Source organism: Prescottella sp. R16, assembly GCF_030656875.1.
Classification (GTDB): domain Bacteria; phylum Actinomycetota; class Actinomycetes; order Mycobacteriales; family Mycobacteriaceae; genus Prescottella.
On the sequence record NZ_CP130943.1, the window covers coordinates 4,367,862 to 4,386,837 of the forward strand.

Below are 18,976 nucleotides of genomic sequence, written 5' to 3' on the forward strand. Positions count from 1 at the left end.
GACAACCGTAGGTTGACGCTCCAAATTCGTCAACCACGGGTTGTCGATACAGCGTTTTCAGCTCTTCGCCGTCACGAACCCCTGCTTCACCATCCAGTCGCGGGCGACGGTCGCCGGATCGTCACCGTCGACGTCGACCCGACGATTGAGTTCGGTGATCTCGGTGTCGGTCAACACGGCCGACACCGGTGCCAGCACCTCTGCGATCTCGGGATGATCGGCGGCGAAACCCTCACGCATCACGATCGCCGGGTTGTACTTGGGGAAGAACTGCCGGTCGTCCTCGAGCACCACCAGGTCGAGTGCGGCGATCCGGCCGTCGGTGGTGAACACCTCGCCGAACTTGCACTGGCTGCCGTCCGCCGTCGCCTGATAGATGATGCCGGTCTGCAGGATCCGCCGCTCCACCTGCGCCGGATCGAAACCGTAGGCCGCCGCCATGCCGGGGAACCCGTCCTGCCGGACGTTGAACTCGGTTTCGACGCACGTCGCCGCGGCCGCCGGATCCCGCTGCACCAGATCGGCGTAGTCGGACAGCGTCCGCACCCCCGTCTCCTCCGCCACCCGCCGGCTCGTCGCCAGCGCGTACGTGTTGTTCATCGGCGCCGGATCCACCCACACCACACCGTTGCGTTCGAGGTCCTCGTCCCGGACCGCCTCGTACTGGGCGCGTGAATCCGGGATCGGCTGCTCGTGTCCCAGATAGTTGATCCATCCGGTGCCGGTGTACTCGTAGGAGATGTCGATCTGACCGGCGAGCTGCGCGTCCCGGACACTGTTGGACCCTTGGATGTTCGTCAGGTCCCGGACGTCGGCGCCAGCCGCGGAGAGCGCGAACTCGACGATGTAGCCGAGGATCACCTGCTCCGTGAAGTCCTTGGAGCCCACAGTGATCCGAACGCCGTCCAGTTCCGGAACCGGCCGGATGCTGCCCGGCCCCACCTTCAGAGGCACCGCGCCACCCGACTCGAGCCCGCACCCGGCCACGACGGCCAGTGTCAGCACCAGCGCCGCCAGGACCCGGATCCGTCGTGTCACCGCCATGTCACCGCAGTCCCTTCGGGCCGAGGAACGATTCGGCGAGCGCGCCGAGCCAGTCCACCAGCAGCGCGAGCGCCACCGCCAGCACCGCGCCGACGACGAGCGTCACGTTGTCGCGCAGCTTGTAGCCGGTGTCGATGAGGATGCCGAGACCACCGGCACTGACCAGGAAGCACAGGGTCGCGGTGCCGACCGCCAGCACGAGCGATGTCCGCAGGCCCGCCAGGATGTACGGCACGGCCAGCGGGAACTCGACCCGGCGCAGCACCGTGAGCGCCGACATCCCCTGGCCGCGGCCGGCGTCGATCAGTGTCGGATCGACCTGCTGGTAGCCGAGGATCGTGTTACGCAGCACCGGCAGCAGCGAATAGAACGCGATCGGCAGGACCCCGATCCAGAAGCCGGTGGTCCGCGTCGCGAGGTAGAACAGCACCAGCAGGCCGATCGCGGGCGCCGACGCCCCGATGTTGGCGATACCCACGAAAATCGGTGCCAGCCTGCGGAACCCGGGACGGGTGAGCAGGGTGCCGAGTGGCACCGCCAGCGCCAGCACGATGATCACCACCACGGCGGTGATGAGGATGTGCTGCCACGTCAGGGTGGCGATGTTGCCGACACTGATGCTCGCCTGCTGAGTGGCGGTCAGATCACGGGTGAACGCCCAGCCCAGCACACCGCCCGCGAGCAGCAGCACCAGCAGCGGCTGCACCAGCAGTCGCAGGCGCTCGGCCCGTGCGGTGGCCTCCTGTCCGGTGTTCGCGGTCATTGCGACGATTCCTCCGCGCGGCCCCCGGCGACCTGGCCGACGTCCGGGTCGCCGTCTCGACCGGCGTGGTCGTCGGCGTGTTCCTCCCGCACCTCCTGCAGTGCCTGCACGAGCGAGTCGATCGTCACGAGCCCGACGAACCGGCCGGCCCGGTCCGTCACTGCGGTGGATGCACTGGTCTGCACGAGCAGTGCCTCGAGTGCGTCCTGCAGGGTCGAGCTGACCGACACGTTCTCCCCCACCGGGTCGCCGACGGACTCGAGCGAGGCCGCCGACTCCAGGTGCTCCACGGACACCCAGCGCACCGGCCGGTCCCGCCGGTCGAGGATCACCGCCCACGTCGCCCCCTGCTCGTCGAGAGCGCGTCGCAGATCGGCGACCGACCCGTCCGGATAGGCGGTGGGGCACGGTGTCAGTTCGATGTCACCGACCCGGGTGAGCGTCAACTGTTTGAGGGACGCGTCGGCGCCGATGAATCCTGCGACGGTGTCGTTGGCCGGGTTCGCGAGGATCGCCTCGGGGGTGTCGTACTGCATGATGTGCGACTGGCTGCCGAGCACCGCGATCCGGTCACCCAATTTGACGGCCTCGTTGAAGTCGTGGGTGACGAACACGATCGTCTTGCCGAGATCGGACTGCAGTCGCATCAGCTCGTCCTGCAGCAGCCCTCGCGTGATGGGGTCGACGGCACCGAACGGCTCGTCCATGAGCAGCACCGGCGGGTCCGCCGCCAGGGCTCGGGCCACCCCGACCCGCTGCTGCTGGCCGCCCGACAGCTGCCGCGGATACCGGCTTCGGTACGTGTCCGGGTCCAGTCCGACGAGGTCGAGCATCTCGTCGACGCGTTGCGCGGTGCGTTTCTTGTCCCACCCGACCAGGCCGGGCACGGTGGCGACGTTCTTCGCAACCGTCAGGTGTGGGAACAGTCCGGCCTGCTGGATCGAGTAGCCGATACCGCGGCGCAGCCGGTCCGGGTCGATCGCGTGCGTGTCGTGTCCGGCGATGGTGATGGCCCCGGACGTCGGCTCGATCAACCTGTTGATCATCCGCATGGTGGTGGTCTTGCCGCAGCCGGACGGGCCGACGAACACCACCGTCTCCCCGGCCGGGATGGTCATCGACACGTGGTCGACGGCCGGATCGTCCTGACCCGGATATTGTTTGACGACCTCGTCGAGCACGATCTCGACGCCTCGGCCGGTGCGTTCCTCGGCGGTGAGCAGTTCAGTCACGGATCCCCCTCGAGATGGTGAAGCGCCCGAGCAGGACCAGCAGTCCGTCGAGGACGAGCGCGAGAACGACGATGAGAACGGTTCCGGTGAGCGCCTGCGGCACCGCAGTGGGGCTACCCACCCGGGACAGGCCCGAGAAGATGAGGTTGCCCAGGCCGGGGCCCTTGGCGTACGCGGCGATCGCGAGGATGCCCATGAGCATCTGTGTGCTCACCCGGATGCCGGCGAGGATCGACGGCCACGCGAGCGGGAGCTCGATCCGCCCCAGGACGTGCAGCCGGCCCATGCCGACGCCCTTGGCAGCGTCGGTGACCGCGGGATCCACCGATGCCAGCCCGATGATGGTGTTCCGGATGATCGGCAGCAGCGCGTACAGCACCAGGGCTGTCACGGTCGGTGCGACACCGAGCCCCAGAATCGGGATGAGCAGACCCAGCAGCGCGAACGACGGCAACGTGAGGATCGTGCTGGCCAGTCCCGTCGCCACCGCGGATCCGATCGGGCTGCGGTAGACCGCGATCCCGATCAGCACCGCGATGACACCCGCGATGGCCACCGATTGCACGACGGCACTGACATGGAGAAACGAGTCGGTGAGCAGTTGGTGCCGCCGTACCGACACGAAGTCCCACCAGGTCTGGAAATCCATCCGGGACCTCCTTTCGCAGCCGCCTCCCCCCAACCCTGCCCTCATCGGCGGGATTCCGCTGGGCAATCGACCGGTAAAGACCACTGAGCGAGAAGCGAGCTCGATGATTCCGACCGGTCCGGTGATAGTCGGTCACGGGCCGGGCGACCCGGCCCGCACTTGGTTCCGAGGACGCGGAGGACACATGGCACGGCTGGACGGCAAGGTTGCGATCATCACCGGGGCGGCGCAGGGCATGGGCGCGGCGACAGCCCGGCTGTTCGTCGCCGAGGGCGCCCGGGTGGCGCTCGGCGACGTGCTCGAGGACGCTGGACGCGCCCTCGCCGACGAACTGGGCGATGCCGCATTCTTCGAGCCGCTCGACGTGAGCAGCGAGACGTCGTGGACCGGTTTCGTCGAACGGACGGTCGACCGGTTCGGTGGCGTCGATGTGCTCGTCAACAATGCGGGCGTCATGCACTGGGCGCCGATCGAGGAGCTCGACGTCTCGCGGACCGAACGCCTCCTGGACGTCAACGTTCTCGGAAACCTGTTGGGCGCCAAGTCCGTCGTCCCCACCATGAAGCAGGCCGGACGCGGCGTCATCGTCAACATCTCGTCGGTCGACGGACTGCGCGGTGTCAACGGTCTGGCCGCGTACACGGCCAGCAAGTGGGCGGTCCGCGGACTGACGAAGGCCCTCGCGTACGAGCTGGGCCCGTCCGGGATCCGGGTGTGCTCGGTGCATCCCGGTGGCGTCGACACCACACTCGGCAATCCGGGTGGCCTGAGCGGGGACGAATTGCAGAGCAAGTACGCCGGCGTACCCCTGCAGCGGATCGGGGAGAGCGAGGACATCGCCCGCGCCACCCTGTTCGTCGCGAGCGACGACGCCGCCTACATCTCGGGCGCCGAACTCGCCGTCGACGGCGGCTGGTCGGCCGGCACCTACTACCCGGGCCTGCCCGGTACCCCGACGGCACTGCTGCCCTGAGTCATTCGTCGTACTCGTCGAGATCCGGTTCGTCGGCACCGTCCTCTGCGAGGCTCGTGTCGTCGAGGTCACGCCGCCCGGCCGTGACCTCGACGACCCCGTCGATCGACGCGAGCCGGTCGGCGAGCGTCGTCAGGCCGCCGCGCCCCTCCACGTCCATCGTCAGCCGCACCGTGCCGTCCTGTTCGGACCGCACGGTTCCGACGTGCGTCACCGCATAGTTCATGTCGGTGGCGGTCTGCAGGATCTGCCGTAGAAGCCCCCGCCCGTCGCGGTAACGCAGCCGGATCGGTTCGCGGCGCAGCCGGCTGCCGGGAACCAGTCGCAGGATGCGTGGATAGACGTACACGACGACGAAGTAGAAGACCGTCACGACGGCCGCAAGAACCGGCAGGCCGGCACCGCACGCCGCGCCGACGGCCGCGCTGATCCAGATGCCGGCCGCGGTGGTGAGCCCGCGGACGGCATCCTGTCGGACGAAGATGATTCCGGCACCGATGAATCCGATACCGGACACGATCTGGGCGGCGATGCGGGACGGATCGAGGTTGACGGTGCCCTCGGCGACCACGTCCCCGAACCCGAACTTGCTGATCAGCACGAACAGCGCCGCCCCGACACCGACGATCGCGTAGGTCCGGATGCCGGCACTCTTGCGACGGAACTCGCGTTCGAGGCCGATCGCCGAGCAGAGGAGCAGCGCGTAGCCGAGGGCGATCAGCGGCGCCCACCCCTGCCCGACGGCCTGCCCCCACCACACGGAGCTCACCGGCCCCATTCTGGCATCCGGACCGTGCGCGGGTGTCAGTTCGACGCAGCGAGTTCCCGTGCCTTGCGTTCGATGTTCTCGGCCACCTCACGCCGCCAGGCTGCAACCGGCTTGGTGGTGTCCATCTCGAACTCGAACCGGGCCGTCATGTCCTCGGTGACATCGGCGACGTCGACGTAGAACTGCTCGTACCAGCGACGCAGCTGGTAGACCGGGCCGTCCTCCTCGCACAGCAGCGGATTCTCGATGCGGGTCTTGTTCCTCCAGATCGCCACGTCCTGCTCGAACCCGAGCGTGATGTACGAGCCCATCGCCGTGGCCAGCTCCTGCGCCTGCTCGCCGCGGATCGCATCCGACTGCTTGATCTTGATGCCGTACATGAGCACGAACTTGTCCGGCGCGATCGGGTAGTGGCAGTTGATCAGGATCGAGTCGATGTCGAAATCCGGGTAGTGGTAGGTCAACTCGTCGATCATGAAGGACGGACCGTAGTACGCGGCGACCGAACTGTTGCCCGTCGACGCCGGCTGCCCGTCCTTGGCGGGCCGGGCCATGTCCTCGCGTCCGACCCCCTCGTAGTACTGGGTCGCGACGTGCCCCTCGAAAATGTTCTTGAACTTGATCGGAAAGCCGTAGTGCACGTAGAAGAAGTGCGCCATGTCGACGACGTTGTCGATGATCTCGCGGCAGTTCGTGTCGATGACGATCTGCTTCCACACCCAGTCCGTCCACTCCTCACCGGGAGCGGTCATGTCCGGGATGGTGACCTCCGCCGGCGGCTGGTTGCCCTCCGGGTCGTGCCACACGAACAGCAGCCCGTCCTTCTCCATCGTCGTCCAGGCCCGGGTCTTCGCGATCGGCGGCACGCGGCGGGCGTAGGGGATGTCGGTGCACTTGCCGTTGCCGCCCCAGCGCCAGTCGTGGAACGGGCACGCGATCGAATCGCCCTTGATCTCGCCCTGGCTCAGGTCACCGCCCATGTGCCGGCAGTATGCGTCGAGGATCTTCAGATCACCCTTGCTGTCCGCGAACACGACGAGCTTGGTGCCGAACGCCTCGATCGAGTGCGGCTTGCCGTCCCGCAGGTCCTGCACCAGCCCCACACAGTGCCACCCGCGGGCGAACCGCGTGGGCGCCTGTCCCGCATCGATCATGCGGATCTCGTCGTCACTCGTCCCGGTGACCGTCCCATTGTTCGTCTCGATCGTCGTCATGTCCGCTCCCCGTAGCCCTCTCTCGTGTCCTGTGCTCCGAGTCACACTGGAACACGTGTCATACGACGGTGACAGAAATCTCACTGGGTGGGACCTGTTCGCGTCCTTTGTCCCCGATCGGTGACCAAAGTCCGTACCGAAAAAGCAATTTCGGATCACGGAACCGGCTCCGGCGTGCATCGTGAAGGCAGCGACGACGGAAGGACCCGCCGATGCCCGACATCTCGCCTCGATCCCCCGTGCCCCCGGTGATGTTCGTCCACGGGTTGTGGCTGGCCGCCGCATCCTGGGACCGATGGCAGGACAAGTTCGCCGCGGCCGGTTTCCCGACCCTCGCACCCACCTGGCCCGGCGAGGCGCCGAGCATCGACGACACCCGCGCCCACGCCGACGACCAGGCCGGGATCGGCATCGACGAGATCACCGCACACTTCGCGGAGGCCATCGCGCCGCTGCACCGCAAGCCGATCGTCGTCGGGCACTCCTTCGGCGGGTTGATCGCGCAGAAACTCCTCGCCGCCGACGTCGCCGCAGCCGCCGTCGCGATCGATCCGGCCCAGATCCAGGGCGTCAAGACGATTCCACTCGCGCAGCTGAAGTCGTCGTTCCCGGTTCTCGGTAACCCGGCGAACGCCAAACGCAGCATCACCCTCACCCCGGATGCGTTCGCGTACGGCTTCGGCAACACCCTGGCCCGCGACGAGTCGGACGAACTGTACGAGCACTGGTCCATTCCGTCGCCCGGCCGCCCCCTGTTCCAGGCCGCGTTCGCGAACTTCGCCCCCGGCTCCCCGGCCCACGTCGACACCGGCGTCGAGCGCGGCCCGCTGCTGATCGTCGGCGGCGGCCGGGACCACACGGTGCCCGAGTCGGTCAGCCGGGCCACCCATCACCGATACCACAAGGCCCACACCGAGAACGACTACATGGTGTTCGCCGACCGCGGCCATTCCCTCACCGTCGACCACGGCTGGGAGGAGATCGCCGACGAGGTCCTCGACTGGCTGGCGGCCAAGGGATTCAGGGCGTGATGCTGCGCAACAGATCGTTGAGGTGCGTGCACGTTCCGACGCCCCGGAAGTCGCGGCGCACCTGCTCGTCGATCCGGTCCAGCGTCGTCCCGGCGAGCCGGCCGGCACTCGCCACCGCGCCGGGGCAATCGGACCACGGCAGTACCCGGGGCGTCGCGACCGCCCGGTCGACGACACCGGTCGTCGCGTCCGCGACGACGGTCAGTTCGTACTCGTGGACGACCGTCTCGGCGCCGTCCACCCGCCGGTAGGTGTCGCGGAACATCGCATCGATTCGCACCGATCCGTCCGTGATGCGGCGGTCGATCCGCCGGATGCGCCGCATCCCGTGCACGGCGAGCGGCTCGGACATCCAGTCGGGCGCGCCGCGCAGCGTCGGTGCGGCGGGACCGTCCGCGACCGGGCTGCGGCCCCGCTCGGCGATCGACGTCATCAGCGCACCGTCTGCCGCGTAGCCTGCGCACTGGTCGGCGATCGGAATGTATCCGCTACTCACAGTTACATTTTCGCTGTCCGGTCCGCGGGCCGCGGACACCGCGTGCCCGGAGATCAGGACGCCGACCGGGACGTCGTCGAGGAGCGCGGCGAGCGGGGCCGAGAAGCCGGCCACCGCATCGAGACCCGCCCGCCCCCGGAATCCGGCGATCGCCGACGATCCCACCAGGTCCACGAGCTCGGGCAGCGCCGGTGACGTTGCGAGACGGAGCAGGCGTCGGCCGTCGTGGTAGTCGACGGTGGCCTCGAGTTCGGCGTCACTGCACCGGCCCGATCGTCCGTCGGATCCCGTCGTACTGTCGCGGGCCCGCCCCCGCACCACCAGGTCCCCTGCCGGCCCGTCCGGGCGGAGCAGGTCGAGCCGGGTGAGACGCCGCCACGAACCAGGCTGTGCGACAGGCATGTCGGCTCGCGGCTGCCGCACGTCACCGTGCAGACGCCGATCCGGTGGAGGCTGGCTCATGTCCTCGACCGTGCCACGGTCCGGTCGATGCATCGAGTCGATTCTCACGAAGCGGGACACGGAGGCACACGTAGTCCGACTTTCCTGGTTTGCAATGATCGAATGATCGAGCGACAGGGGTGGTTCTGGGTGAGTCGAGGTCGAGACGTCCGTGGTCCCGGCGGCGCGTCGCGGCGCGCCGCCGCGTGGATCCCGCCCCGGGCCCGGCTCCATGCACGCCTCGACCGCAATGCACCGATCACCGTGATCCGCGCACCGCGGGGGTTCGGCAAGACCGATCTTCTCGCCTCGTGGTCGGACTCGGTGCGCGCCGGATCCCGCACCGTCCTGTGGATCCCCGAACCCGACGGCGTCGTCGACTCCGACACCTTCTGGCGGTCCGCCCTCGATGTCGTCCGACGATCGGGAGTCATTGTCGAGGAACCTGTTACGGATTCCGGGCACTCGGCGGCCGATACCGTCCGGGAGCTGCTGGCCGCCGGCCGGGCACCGGTCCTGCTCGTGGTGCCCCGGATCGATCTGGTGGACGACGCGCAGTTCGAGGACGAGATCGCACATCTGCTCGACCGGTGTCACCACACCACGATCGTCGCCACGGCGTGCGCGCGGACCTTGTTCGGCGATCCGATCCTGACGGAACCGGCCCACGAACTCGTCTCGTCCCACGACCTGCAGTACACACTCGACGACATCGCCGAACTCGTCGATCATGCCGAAATAACGCTCGAGCCAGGTGAAGTGGAGTACATCCACGAACGGGTCGGCGCGCTGCCCGCGCTCGTGCAGGTGGCCGTGGCCGTCGCGAAGGGCCTTCCCGCCGTTCCGGGGCGGCGGGCTCTGCTGGCGCACCGTCTCGACACCGCGATCGACCGCTACGTGCACGACACCGTGCTCGAGGATCCGGCGGTCGACCGGGACCGCGACTTCGTGACCGCGGTGGCGGCGGCCCGGATCGTGACGGCGGAGATCGCCACCCTGATCACCGGAGCCGACGACGCCGTGCACCGTCTCGAACGTCTCGAACGGGCGGGGATCGTGGCCTACTGCGAGACGACGGTGGACGACGCCTGGGAGTTCGCGCCACCGGTCCGGGAGCGGATGCTCGTGTTGCAGGAACGCGACGGGCTCGAACCGGGACGCCGGCTGACGATACTGGCCCGGCACGCGGACGCGGCCGGTGACATCGCCACCGCCGTCTCCTACGCGCTCGAGGCCCGGAATCGGGTGCTCGTGGTGGAACTCGTCGAAAAGAACTGGATCCGACTGGTGGGCAGTCATTTCGGTCTCCTGCGATCGACCCTGCGGAACCTGCCCGACGACCTGCTGGAGGGGCGTCCCGCCGTCAAGGCGGGCCGGGACCTGTTCCTGATGCTCGGCACGCAACCCACCGTCCCCGCGGATACGCTGCCGACCGACCCGGCCGCGCTCGAGGCGCTCGGGGCCTCCGAGGGGGCCCGTGATGCGCTCGCCGTCGGCTGCGTCCAGTCCCTCATGCTGCGGCTGGCCGGAGAGCATGCCCGGGCGGCACAGACCGCCCGGCAACTCTCGCATCTCGTGCGGGGAGCGCTCGCCGCCCGGCCCGACGACATCGGCCCGGGTCTGCCGATCATGCGACTGCAGTGGGGCATCACCTTCCAACTCGCGGGAGCGATCACCGAATCGTCGGTGGAGCTGAGCCTGGCGTACCGCGGCGCCACGAGCGGGGCCGCCGCCCCCACCGAGGGCGTCAACCTCGTCGCTCGCAACGCCGCCGGGAACTCGGCACTGAACTGGGCGATCATCGGTGAGCCGCGGCGCGCCGAGGAATGGATCGAATGCGAGGACGCCCACCCCGACCCCAACGGCTGGCTCGAACCCATGGTCAAGGTGGGCGGGCTGGCGGCGCGGGTCATCGTCGCCCTCGACCGGCTCGACTTCGCCGCCGCGGGCCGATGGCTCGACGAACTGGGTGAGGCGCCGGAGCGTGAAGAGTTGTGGCCGTATGTCACCTACGCCCATACCCGGCACGCCCTCGCCACCGGCCAGGCGTACACCGGCATGGCCGTCCTGCAGCGGGCGGTCGCGTCCCGGTCCGCGGTGCTGCGGCCCGCCTCGGTCGCCGCACAGGTACTGACCACCCTCGACGTCAACCTGCGGCTCGCACTGGGCGAGGGCAACCGTGCTCACACGATCCTCGCCGCACAACCGATCGAGTACCCGCTGACCGTGGTCACCGCCGCGCGCACCCACATGCTCACCGGCACACCGAGAACCGCACTCGCCCTGTGCCGGACGTGCGACTGGTACAGCTATCCGTTCACCCGCACCCAACTGGAGGTGCTGCTGGTCGAGGCCGCCGCGCATCTCACGCTCGGCGAGAAGCCGGCCGCCGTGCAGGCGTGGACGCAGGCCGTCGCGATCGTCGAACGTACCGGGCTGCTGGGCACACTCGCGACCGTGCCTCGCAGTGTCGTCGTCGAACTCGACGACGCCGCACCGAACCGGTCGGCCGCGATCGCGACGTTCCTGGCCGCCGACGCGCCCGAGATGTATCCCGCGACCGTCCACCGGGTGGTCCTGACCGAACGTGAACGCGCCGTCCTCGCCGCCCTCGCGCAGGGACTCTCCACGGGTGAGATCGCGCGGGAACAGTTCGTCTCCACCAATACCGTCAAGAGCCAGCAACGCTCGCTGTACCGCAAGATCGGCGCGCACTCGCGGGACGAGGCCCTCGAGATCGCCTACCGGGCCGGGCTGATCGACCAGGGCGGGCAGAACGGATAGAACACGGCCCCGCTCAGGTGCGGCGGATGTGCGGTGCCGGTACCCCGATCAGAAGACGACGGGCGGCATCCCAGGCCCGGTACACGACCGCGGTGACCGATTCGGTGTGGGCACCGAGCACCCGCACCCACACCCCGCAATCGTCGGGGAGCACGCTGACTCCGGCCCGGACGTCCGGTCCCGAGTCGGCGATCGCCTCGTGGACGGTGTCGGCCAGCACCGCGGCCTCGGCCGACGCGGTGACCACGTACAGCGTGCCCATGACGTCGTGGTCACCGAAGACCGCCGGTCCCGTCACCCCGTCGGTCTCCGGCTGCAACCGGATGGTGTCGACCGCGAGCAGGCTGCCGTCGGGGCGCACGATCTCGAGATCCGATGCGAACACGTCGTACCGGTGGCGTTCCCCACGTGCCAACCGGCCCGCGAGTACGGTCTCCCCGACGATCACGGTCGCGGACGGGTCGACCGTCACTTCGGTCCGCTGGTGCAGGCGTGCCCCGCCGAACGGGATGAGCGGCTCGGGCAGGTATTCGACGAATGCTCCGGCCGCGGCACGCAGCTGGACCACCTGGGTGGCGTAGTCGGTGTCCATCCGCTGCGCCTTGGTGGATGCCTGGGTCGTCAGATGCACGGACGTTCCCGGACCGCAATCGAATTCGAAGCGCATCCGATCGCCCTGCACCAGACCGCCGCCGGTCGACATCAGATACACCACCGGCAGATCGGGTCGTTCGGGGTCGACGTACAGCGGGCGCATGATCTGCAGCGGCGACTGCTGCCGGTGATGCGACAGTTCGGTGCGGCCGTCGACGACGACGAATCCGATCTCGAGAACCCCCGCCTTGCCCGGGCTTCCGGGCGGAAGCGTCTCGGGTGCACCCGCGTACCCGGCGACGACAGCGGGGACGTCCGTCCCGTCGGCCGTCACGCCGGTTTCCTGAAAGTGTCGAGGAAATCCGCGATCTCGACGATCCCCTGACCGGTCAGGCTGTTGGTGAGCTGCACCGGTCGGCCGTCCCGGACCCGGTAGGCGTCGGACTCCATGACCCCGACATCGGTCCGCACGTACTGCGCGATGTCGATCTTGTTGATCACCAGCAGGTCCGAGTCGGTGATGCCCGGTCCGCGTTTGCGTGGCATCTTCTCTCCCTCGGCGGTGTCGAGGACGAACAGGAACAGATCGACCAGTACCGGGCTGAAGGTCAATGTCAGATTGTCTCCACCGGATTCGTAGAGAAGCGTGTCGACATCCGGGAACTGTTCCAGCAGTTCGGCACCCGCCGCCAGATTCATCGTCGGATCGTCGCGTACCGCGGTGTGCGGGCACGCACCGGTCTCGACCCCCACGACACGTGCGGGGTCGAGGACCCCGGCGAGAGTGCGGCGGACATGCTCCGCGTCCTCCTGTGTGTAGATGTCGTTGGTGATCACGGCAGGGCGGTGCCCCCGCGTCGTCAGCACCGGAACCAACGCCTCGATGAGCGCGGTCTTGCCCGATCCGACGGGTCCTCCGATTCCGACCCTGAGAACGTCGGTCATGTCATCTCCTTCTTCCGATGTCAGCTGACGAACAGGCGCGCGTCGGCGCGCTCGTGCCCGGCCGACATCACATCGGCGACGGGTGTGCACCCGCCGAGATCGTTCAGTCCGCGATGCAGCGCAGCGGTGGACACCTCGTGGATCACCGGTGCGGCATCCGCCAGGATGCGTTGTGCACGTAGATGGTCGGTGAGACGCAGCCGTAGCGCCGCCCCGACGAAGCTCGACGAGAATGCGAACAGTTCACCGACGACGGCCTGCTCGACGTCCACCCCGTTCGCTGCGGTCACCACCCCGGTCACGACGGCTTGGGTTCCGGGTGTCCGTTTGTCGGTGACCTGCTGCGCGAACCGGTCGATGTCGGCACGGTCGAACGTCTGCCGTGCCACCGTCAGCATCTGGTGCCCGGTCCGGGTGCAGGCCCGCCGCAGTTCCCGATTCAGTTTGGTTGCGTGCAGCCGACGGTCGATCCGGTGCAGTTCGGTGTCGTCACCGGCCCGGACCGCGGCGTGCGCGAGTGCGAGCGCCGTCGCATCCGACGGTCCGACCGAGTTCCGCAGCAGGTCGGCCAGCAGTTCCGGCAGACTCTCCGGGGTCACCGACCGTGCCTGCGCGTACCCCTCGAGTCCGTGCGAGAGCGTGTAGAAACCCGCCGGGAACGCCGAGTCGGTGAGCTGCAGTGTCACGAGCAGTGCGGCCACATCCGTCATCGTCGCCTCACACCACGTAGAACAGTTGGGTCAGTGGAAGCCGTTGTGCCGGTGCGATCGTCACCGTTTCACCGTCCGCCCGGACGTGATAGGTGTCCGGGTCCACCGTGATGTGCGGTGTCGCGGTGTTGCGGACCATGTCCTTCTTGCCGACGGAACGACAGTTGCGCACCGCGGCGACAGGGCTGCGCAGCCCGAGCTGTTCGGGGACACCGGCGTCGACCGCGGCCTGCGACATGAACGTCATGCGCGTGGACCGCATCGCCGCTCCCAGCGCGCCGTACATGGGTCGGTAGCGCACCGGCTGTGGTGTCGAGATCGAACCGTTGGGGTCGCCCATCAGGGACCAGCAGATCATCCCGCCCTTGAGGATCAGATTGGGTTTGGCCCCGAACGAGTGCACGGGCCACAGCACGATGTCGGCCAGCTTGCCCGGCTCGAGCGATCCGACGTGGTCGGCGACACCCGCCGCGAGCGCCGGATTGATCGTGGTCTTCGCGACGTACCGCAGGACCCGGTTGTTGTCGTTGCGGGACGTACCGTCCGGCGCGGTGTCCTCGGGCAGCGGCCCTCGCTGGTCCTTGCAGTGGTGTGCCGTCTGCATCGCCCGCGTCCACGTCTCACCCACCCGCCCCATCGCCTGCGAGTCGGACGAGAAGATCGAGATGACGCCGTCGTCGTGCAGTACCGTCTCGGCGGCGATGGTCTCCGCCCGTACCCGGGAGTCGGCGAACGAGACGTCCTCCGGGATGTCGTGCCGGAGGTGATGGCACACCATCACCATGTCGAGCAGTTCGTCCACCGAGTTCACCGTGTAGGGAAGCGTCGGATTGGTCGATGCCGGAAGAACGTTCGGTTCGCCCGCGATACGGAGGATGTCGGGGGCGTGCCCGCCGCCGGCCCCTTCCGTGTGGAAGGTGTGGATGGTGCGGCCACCGATGGCGGCCAGGGTGTCCTCGTAGAAACCCGACTCGTTGAGGGTGTCGGCGTGGATCGCGACCTGGATGTCCATGTCGTCCGCGACCCGCAACGCGGCATCGATGGTGGCGGGCGTCGCACCCCAGTCCTCGTGGATCTTGAGGCCGCACAGTCCCGCCGCGACCTGTTCCGCGATCGCTGCGGGCAGCGACGTCGCCTTGCCCAGCAGGCCGACGTTCACCGGCAGCTCCTCGAGCGCCTGCAACATGCGGCCGATGTGCCACGGCCCCGGGGTACAGGTGGTGCCCTTGCTGCCGTCGGCCGGGCCGGTGCCGCCACCGATCATCGTGGTGACACCGTTGCTCAGCGCCTCCTCGACCTGCTGCGGTGCCAGGAAGTGGACGTGGGTGTCGACCGCGCCGGCGGTCGCGATCAGGTGCTCGCCCGAGATCACCTCGGTTCCCGGCCCGATCACGAATCCGGGATCGACGCCGTCCTGGGTACGCGGGTTACCGGCCTTGCCGATCCCGACGATCCGGCCCTCACGCACACCGAGATCACCCTTGACCACCCCGAGCACCCCGTCGAGCACGACGACATTGGTGATCACCAGGTCGAGAGCCCCGGATGCGGCCGTCGCGGTGGGATCCTGCGCCATCCCGTCCCGGATCGCCTTCCCACCGCCGTACACCGCCTCGTCGCCGAACGCCCCGGTGTTGCAGTCGTGTTCGACCTCCACGACGAGATCGGTGTCGGCGAGCCGGAAACGGTCACCGACCGACGGGCCGAACAGGTCCACGTAGGTGCGGCGGGGCAGGGTGGCCGCCGCCGGCTCGGGGACCTCGGCGCGGGGGCCGGATTCGTGCTCTGCGGAAAGGAATCCGAGTTCGGCGGCCCGCCGGAACGCCCGAGCACGCACGTCCTCGTCGTCGAGCGACACCACATCGTCGCCGCCGTCGTGGACGAGCCCGGCGAATCCCGCGAGTTCGCGTGTACCACCGAACTCGCACAATGTGACGGTGCGGGTGTCACCGGGTTCGAAACGGACCGCGGTGCCCGAGGCGATGTCCAGGTGCATGCCGTAGGTGACGGCACGATCGAACCGCAGGGCCCGATTGACCTCGAAGAAGTGATAGTGCGAACCCACCTGCACGGCCCGGTCCCCGATGTTCGACACCGTGACCACGACACGCTTCCGACCCACGTTCAGGTGCACGGGTTCGTCGGCGTACAGATACTTCGCTCCCTCCGTCATGTGGAGTCGCGTCCTTTCCCGCGGGGGTTCGATCCGCCGCAACAGTCCTCGTGGAGAAGCTGGTCCCGGAACCGTCCGGAACCGTCCGATGGTGGCCGGTCGAGCTAGTGGCCGTGACCGTGGCCGTGGCCGTGGCCGTGTTCTTCGCCGGGGCCGTGGCTGTGCGCGAAGCCGTGGCCGTGCTCGGCGTCCATTCCGTCGTCGACACCGTCGCGACCGTGTACCAGACCGTGCAGCGCGTCCGAGACCCGGCTCGCGACCAGTCCGCGCAGTGCGGCGTCGGAGAGCAGCGGACCGCCGTCGACGACGTCGTGCCGGCCGGCCACCCGACTCGTACCGAACCACGCCGAGAGAACGATCGGTTTGCGGGCACCGAGGCGGCGACACCGATCGACGGCACCGTCGAGATCGGGGTCACCACCCGACAGGGCCACCTCGACGAGCCCGATAGGTCCGAATTGTCGCACCAGACGGGCGATTCGGAACAGTTCGGCATCCTCGAAGGGGTCGCCGGACGGGGCGGCGATCACCAGTGCGTCCGCCGACGGGGTGTCCGTCGATGCGGATACCGCACGGCCCCGCAGCCAGCCGACCAGGTGGTCGGTCTCCCCGATCTGCCGAGCCAGCACCACGGGAGCCGAATTCGTTTTCCTGCGTGACCAACTCAGCGCTCGCGCCGCATCCGCGACAAGACCGGGATCACGCCCGACGGTCATCGGGACGACGCAGATCGGCGCCGGTGAGGATGCCTGAGCTGCCTCGACGGCCTCGCTCAGTTCACGCCCACCCGCAACGACCGTCCAGTCGGTATCGAGTCGGCGCAGATATTCCGGGTCGGGGCACTCGTGCCCGCAGGTGAGGACGATCCGGGCGGCAGACATCCCGTCACCCACCGATCGGATCGTGGCACGAGACCAGCTTGGTGCCGTCGATGAACGTGGCTTCCACCTGCACGAGCTGTGTCATCTCACGCACGCCGGGCATGACATCGGCGCTGGTGAGGACGGCTCGCCCCCGTTGCATGCACTCCGCCACGGTGCAGCCGTCCCGCGCTCCCTCGACGACGGCTTCGCTGATGAGAGCGACCGCTTCCCCGTAGTTGAGTTTCAGCCCCCGGTCCCGGCGGCGCCGCGCCAGATCGGCCACGACGTGGATGTAGAGCTTGTCCATCTCGCGGGGACTGAGATTCATGTGCAACGGTCCGTTCTCATCCCGAAGGATGCTTCGATGGTGGGTGCCGCGGGCCGGGGGAGCGATCGGGAACCTTCCGATGCGAGCGCGTGCAGCAGCTTCGTGATCCGGAATCCGGCGGCGCCCAACATCTTACAACTTCTTCCCCCACACTCCAAGACGGTCCGACTTCCCGGAAAAGCGCTGTTGAGAGGGGGTCCGAGGCATCGGACCATGATCGTAAAGTGGCCGGTACGAACCGTTTTCGACGATCCGACTTGCGGCGTACTGATACCTTTCCCTCGAATCACCATTCGGATCGCCCACGGACCACCTCCGACGTCGGCTGGATCCTCCCTCACCCCGTCCTCCGGAAGGGCCATGAAACTCGTCTCCCCTGTCTCCCTCCTCGCGCTCGTACCGTTCGCCCTGGCTGCCTGCACCGCCCCGGCCCCGACCGGCGGCGACAGCGCCTCCCTCGTCCTCGCGGACGGCTACGAACTCGGCCACTACAACCCTGTCGCCGGTTACGGGGAAGCCGGCGAGGCGAAGATGTACGACGGCCTCGTGCGGCTGACCGGCGGCGTGGACCGGGGCATCCCCGCCCTCGAGCCCGCACTCGCTGCCGAACCGCCGGTTCCCGACGCCGATGCACGGGTGTGGACCGTGCGACTGCGCGACGACGTCCGGTTCACCGACGGCACCTCCTTCGGCCCCGAGGACGTCGTCGCCACCTATCGGGCGATCCTCGACCCGGCGTCGGCGTCACCGCTGGCGACGTCGTACGCCATGCTCGAGTCCGTCGAGGCCACCGGCCCGGACACGGTGGAGTTCCGGCTCGCGTACCCGTACGCCCCGTGGCCCACCAAACTGCTCCTCGGTATCGCCCCGTCCGAACGGCTCACCGGCGGCCCGGCCGAGCAGTCCACCCTCAACAGCGAACCGGTCGGTACGGGCCCCTACCGGCTGGTGTCGCTGCGTCCGGACCAGGCGGTCTTCGAAGCCAACGAGAACTACTGGGACGGCGCCCCACAGGTGAAGAAGCTCACCGTCGTGTACGTGCCCGACGACAACGCCCGCGCACAGCGCACGGCGGCCGGGGAACTCGACGGTGCGAACCTCCCACCGCTCCTGGCGAACACGTTCGCCGGCCGCCCCGGCTACGAGGTGGTCGCGAACCGGTCGGCGGACTGGCGCGGCGTGACCCTGCCGCCCGACAATCCGGTCACCGCCGACCCTGCGATGCGGACGGCGCTCAACCTGGCCGTGGACCGCGACGTGATGGTGACGAGCATTCTCGGCGGGCACGGCCGGGCGGCGTCGACCCCGGTGCCCGAGGTCTACGGCGACACCTACGAGGCGTCCGCCGTCTTCCCGTTCGATCCTGCACGCGCGGCGCAACTGCTGGACGACGCCGGATGGCGGCCGGGGCCCGACGGGGTCCGCGGCAGGAACGGCGTCCGTGCCGAGTTCACCGTCATGTACTTCCCGCAGGAGACACTGCGCCGGGATCTGGCGCAGGCGTTCGCATCGGACGTATCGAAGATCGGGGTGCGGGTGAACGTCGCGGCCGTGGACCGCAACGTGTTCCCCGGCCGGCTCACCACCGAGGCGGGACTGCTCGGCGGCGGCGACCTGCCGTACGACCCGGACACGCAGTTGTACTCGACGCTGCACTCGTCGTACGCGCAACCGGGCGTGGGCAGCGGCTACGACAACGCTTCCGGCTACGTGAACCTGGACATCGACCGGGCACTCGACGATGCCCGCCGCAGCGTCGACCCCATGGCCCGCGCCGCCGACTACCGCGCCGTCCAGACCGCGTACGTCGCCGATCCCGGCTACGTGATGCTGGTGTTCCTCGACCACACGTACGTGCAGCGCACCGACGGCTGGACCGGGTCGACCCCGATCCTCGAACCGCACAGTCACGGCGTCGGCTGGGGTCCGTGGTGGAACCTGCGGGCCTGGACCCGCCCGTGACGGCC

At 68.6% G+C, this 18,976-nt stretch carries 17 protein-coding genes; 4 read left to right on the top strand and 13 right to left on the bottom strand.

Annotated elements, in window-relative coordinates:
* Positions 1-57: 57 nt before the first annotated feature.
* Genes Q5696_RS20435 through Q5696_RS20450 form a run of 4 tightly spaced genes read right to left on the bottom strand, consistent with a single transcriptional unit; the run spans position 58 to position 3,688 of the window.
* The gene (locus Q5696_RS20435; protein WP_305093068.1) at positions 58-1,044 is read right to left on the bottom strand and encodes a glycine betaine ABC transporter substrate-binding protein; all 987 of its coding nucleotides are present in this window, start codon (positions 1,042-1,044) and stop codon (positions 58-60) included.
* A gap of 1 nt (position 1,045) precedes the next feature.
* The gene (locus Q5696_RS20440) at positions 1,046-1,807 is read right to left on the bottom strand and encodes an ABC transporter permease (RefSeq protein ID WP_305093069.1); all 762 of its coding nucleotides are present in this window, start codon (positions 1,805-1,807) and stop codon (positions 1,046-1,048) included.
* Positions 1,804-3,039 carry an ABC transporter ATP-binding protein gene (locus Q5696_RS20445; RefSeq protein ID WP_305093070.1) on the bottom strand — a complete coding sequence of 412 codons (1,236 nt, stop codon included), beginning with the start codon at positions 3,037-3,039 and terminating at the stop codon, positions 1,804-1,806. The genes Q5696_RS20440 and Q5696_RS20445 overlap by 4 nt, the downstream gene beginning before the upstream one ends.
* Positions 3,032-3,688, bottom strand: a complete 657-nt coding sequence (locus Q5696_RS20450) for an ABC transporter permease (RefSeq protein ID WP_305093071.1) — start codon at positions 3,686-3,688, stop codon at positions 3,032-3,034. Before Q5696_RS20450 ends, Q5696_RS20445 begins: the two co-directional genes overlap by 8 nt.
* Positions 3,689-3,872: 184 nt before the next feature.
* On the opposite strand from Q5696_RS20450, the gene Q5696_RS20455 reads away from it, so the two are divergent.
* Positions 3,873-4,661 (top strand): SDR family NAD(P)-dependent oxidoreductase, encoded by a 789-nt coding sequence (locus Q5696_RS20455; protein ID WP_305093072.1) that lies wholly within the window; start codon positions 3,873-3,875, stop codon positions 4,659-4,661.
* A 1-nt stretch (position 4,662) separates the two neighbouring features.
* On the opposite strand, the gene Q5696_RS20460 is transcribed toward Q5696_RS20455, so the two are convergent.
* Positions 4,663-5,430 carry an MgtC/SapB family protein gene (locus Q5696_RS20460; protein WP_305093073.1) on the bottom strand — a complete coding sequence of 256 codons (768 nt, stop codon included), beginning with the start codon at positions 5,428-5,430 and terminating at the stop codon, positions 4,663-4,665.
* Positions 5,431-5,465: 35 nt separating this feature from the next.
* A complete protein-coding gene (locus Q5696_RS20465; protein WP_305093074.1) occupies positions 5,466-6,644 on the bottom strand; it encodes a 3-ketosteroid-9-alpha-monooxygenase, oxygenase component in 1,179 nt (392 codons plus the stop codon).
* Positions 6,645-6,856: 212 nt separating this feature from the next.
* Here Q5696_RS20465 and Q5696_RS20470 point away from each other — a divergent pair, with 212 nt between their 5' ends.
* Entirely contained in the window at positions 6,857-7,675 is an 819-nt protein-coding gene (locus Q5696_RS20470) for an alpha/beta hydrolase (protein WP_305093075.1), read from the top strand.
* Here the strand turns inward: Q5696_RS20470 and Q5696_RS20475 are convergent.
* Positions 7,665-8,633 carry a DUF2889 domain-containing protein gene (locus Q5696_RS20475; protein ID WP_305093076.1) on the bottom strand — a complete coding sequence of 323 codons (969 nt, stop codon included), beginning with the start codon at positions 8,631-8,633 and terminating at the stop codon, positions 7,665-7,667. The two genes, Q5696_RS20470 and Q5696_RS20475, sit on opposite strands and share 11 nt — an antisense overlap.
* 129 nt (positions 8,634-8,762) lie before the next feature.
* Here Q5696_RS20475 and Q5696_RS20480 point away from each other — a divergent pair, with 129 nt between their 5' ends.
* The gene (locus Q5696_RS20480) at positions 8,763-11,396 is read left to right on the top strand and encodes a response regulator transcription factor (protein ID WP_305093077.1); all 2,634 of its coding nucleotides are present in this window, start codon (positions 8,763-8,765) and stop codon (positions 11,394-11,396) included.
* 13 nt (positions 11,397-11,409) lie between these two features.
* Here Q5696_RS20480 and Q5696_RS20485 read toward each other — a convergent pair whose 3' ends face one another.
* From Q5696_RS20485 to Q5696_RS20510, 6 genes are all read right to left on the bottom strand, one after another.
* The gene (locus Q5696_RS20485; protein WP_305093078.1) at positions 11,410-12,324 is read right to left on the bottom strand and encodes an urease accessory protein UreD; all 915 of its coding nucleotides are present in this window, start codon (positions 12,322-12,324) and stop codon (positions 11,410-11,412) included.
* Positions 12,321-12,935 (bottom strand): urease accessory protein UreG, encoded by a 615-nt coding sequence (ureG, locus tag Q5696_RS20490; protein ID WP_305093079.1) that lies wholly within the window; start codon positions 12,933-12,935, stop codon positions 12,321-12,323. Before ureG ends, Q5696_RS20485 begins: the two co-directional genes overlap by 4 nt.
* A gap of 20 nt (positions 12,936-12,955) precedes the next feature.
* The gene (locus Q5696_RS20495) at positions 12,956-13,645 is read right to left on the bottom strand and encodes an urease accessory protein UreF (protein ID WP_305093080.1); all 690 of its coding nucleotides are present in this window, start codon (positions 13,643-13,645) and stop codon (positions 12,956-12,958) included.
* A gap of 7 nt (positions 13,646-13,652) precedes the next feature.
* Positions 13,653-15,818 carry an urease subunit alpha gene (gene ureC / locus Q5696_RS20500; protein WP_305093081.1) on the bottom strand — a complete coding sequence of 722 codons (2,166 nt, stop codon included), beginning with the start codon at positions 15,816-15,818 and terminating at the stop codon, positions 13,653-13,655.
* Between the two features lie 104 nt (positions 15,819-15,922).
* Positions 15,923-16,711: a sirohydrochlorin chelatase gene (locus tag Q5696_RS20505; protein WP_305093082.1), complete on the bottom strand. Its 789-nt coding sequence runs from the start codon at positions 16,709-16,711 to the stop codon at positions 15,923-15,925.
* Positions 16,704-17,009 carry an urease subunit gamma gene (locus Q5696_RS20510; protein WP_305093083.1) on the bottom strand — a complete coding sequence of 102 codons (306 nt, stop codon included), beginning with the start codon at positions 17,007-17,009 and terminating at the stop codon, positions 16,704-16,706. The genes Q5696_RS20505 and Q5696_RS20510 overlap by 8 nt, the downstream gene beginning before the upstream one ends.
* Before the next feature lie 360 nt (positions 17,010-17,369).
* Here Q5696_RS20510 and Q5696_RS20515 point away from each other — a divergent pair, with 360 nt between their 5' ends.
* Positions 17,370-18,971 carry an ABC transporter substrate-binding protein gene (locus Q5696_RS20515; RefSeq protein WP_305093084.1) on the top strand — a complete coding sequence of 534 codons (1,602 nt, stop codon included), beginning with the start codon at positions 17,370-17,372 and terminating at the stop codon, positions 18,969-18,971.
* Positions 18,972-18,976: the final 5 nt, after the last annotated feature.

Bases quoted from the DNA above. Each gene is read 5' to 3' on its own strand.
- Q5696_RS20465 (WP_305093074.1), bottom strand. From the start codon at position 6,644: ATGACGACGATCGAGACGAACAATGGGACGGTCACCGGGACGAGTGAC.
- ureC (WP_305093081.1), bottom strand. From the start codon at position 15,818: ATGACGGAGGGAGCGAAGTATCTGTACGCCGACGAACCCGTGCACCTG.
- Q5696_RS20435 (WP_305093068.1), bottom strand. From the start codon at position 1,044: ATGGCGGTGACACGACGGATCCGGGTCCTGGCGGCGCTGGTGCTGACA.
- Q5696_RS20475 (WP_305093076.1), bottom strand. From the start codon at position 8,633: ATGAGCCAGCCTCCACCGGATCGGCGTCTGCACGGTGACGTGCGGCAG.
- Q5696_RS20450 (WP_305093071.1), bottom strand. From the start codon at position 3,688: ATGGATTTCCAGACCTGGTGGGACTTCGTGTCGGTACGGCGGCACCAA.
- Q5696_RS20515 (WP_305093084.1), top strand. From the start codon at position 17,370: ATGAAACTCGTCTCCCCTGTCTCCCTCCTCGCGCTCGTACCGTTCGCC.
- ureG (WP_305093079.1), bottom strand. From the start codon at position 12,935: ATGACCGACGTTCTCAGGGTCGGAATCGGAGGACCCGTCGGATCGGGC.
- Q5696_RS20455 (WP_305093072.1), top strand. From the start codon at position 3,873: ATGGCACGGCTGGACGGCAAGGTTGCGATCATCACCGGGGCGGCGCAG.
- Q5696_RS20470 (WP_305093075.1), top strand. From the start codon at position 6,857: ATGCCCGACATCTCGCCTCGATCCCCCGTGCCCCCGGTGATGTTCGTC.
- Q5696_RS20495 (WP_305093080.1), bottom strand. From the start codon at position 13,645: ATGACGGATGTGGCCGCACTGCTCGTGACACTGCAGCTCACCGACTCG.
- Q5696_RS20440 (WP_305093069.1), bottom strand. From the start codon at position 1,807: ATGACCGCGAACACCGGACAGGAGGCCACCGCACGGGCCGAGCGCCTG.
- Q5696_RS20510 (WP_305093083.1), bottom strand. From the start codon at position 17,009: ATGAATCTCAGTCCCCGCGAGATGGACAAGCTCTACATCCACGTCGTG.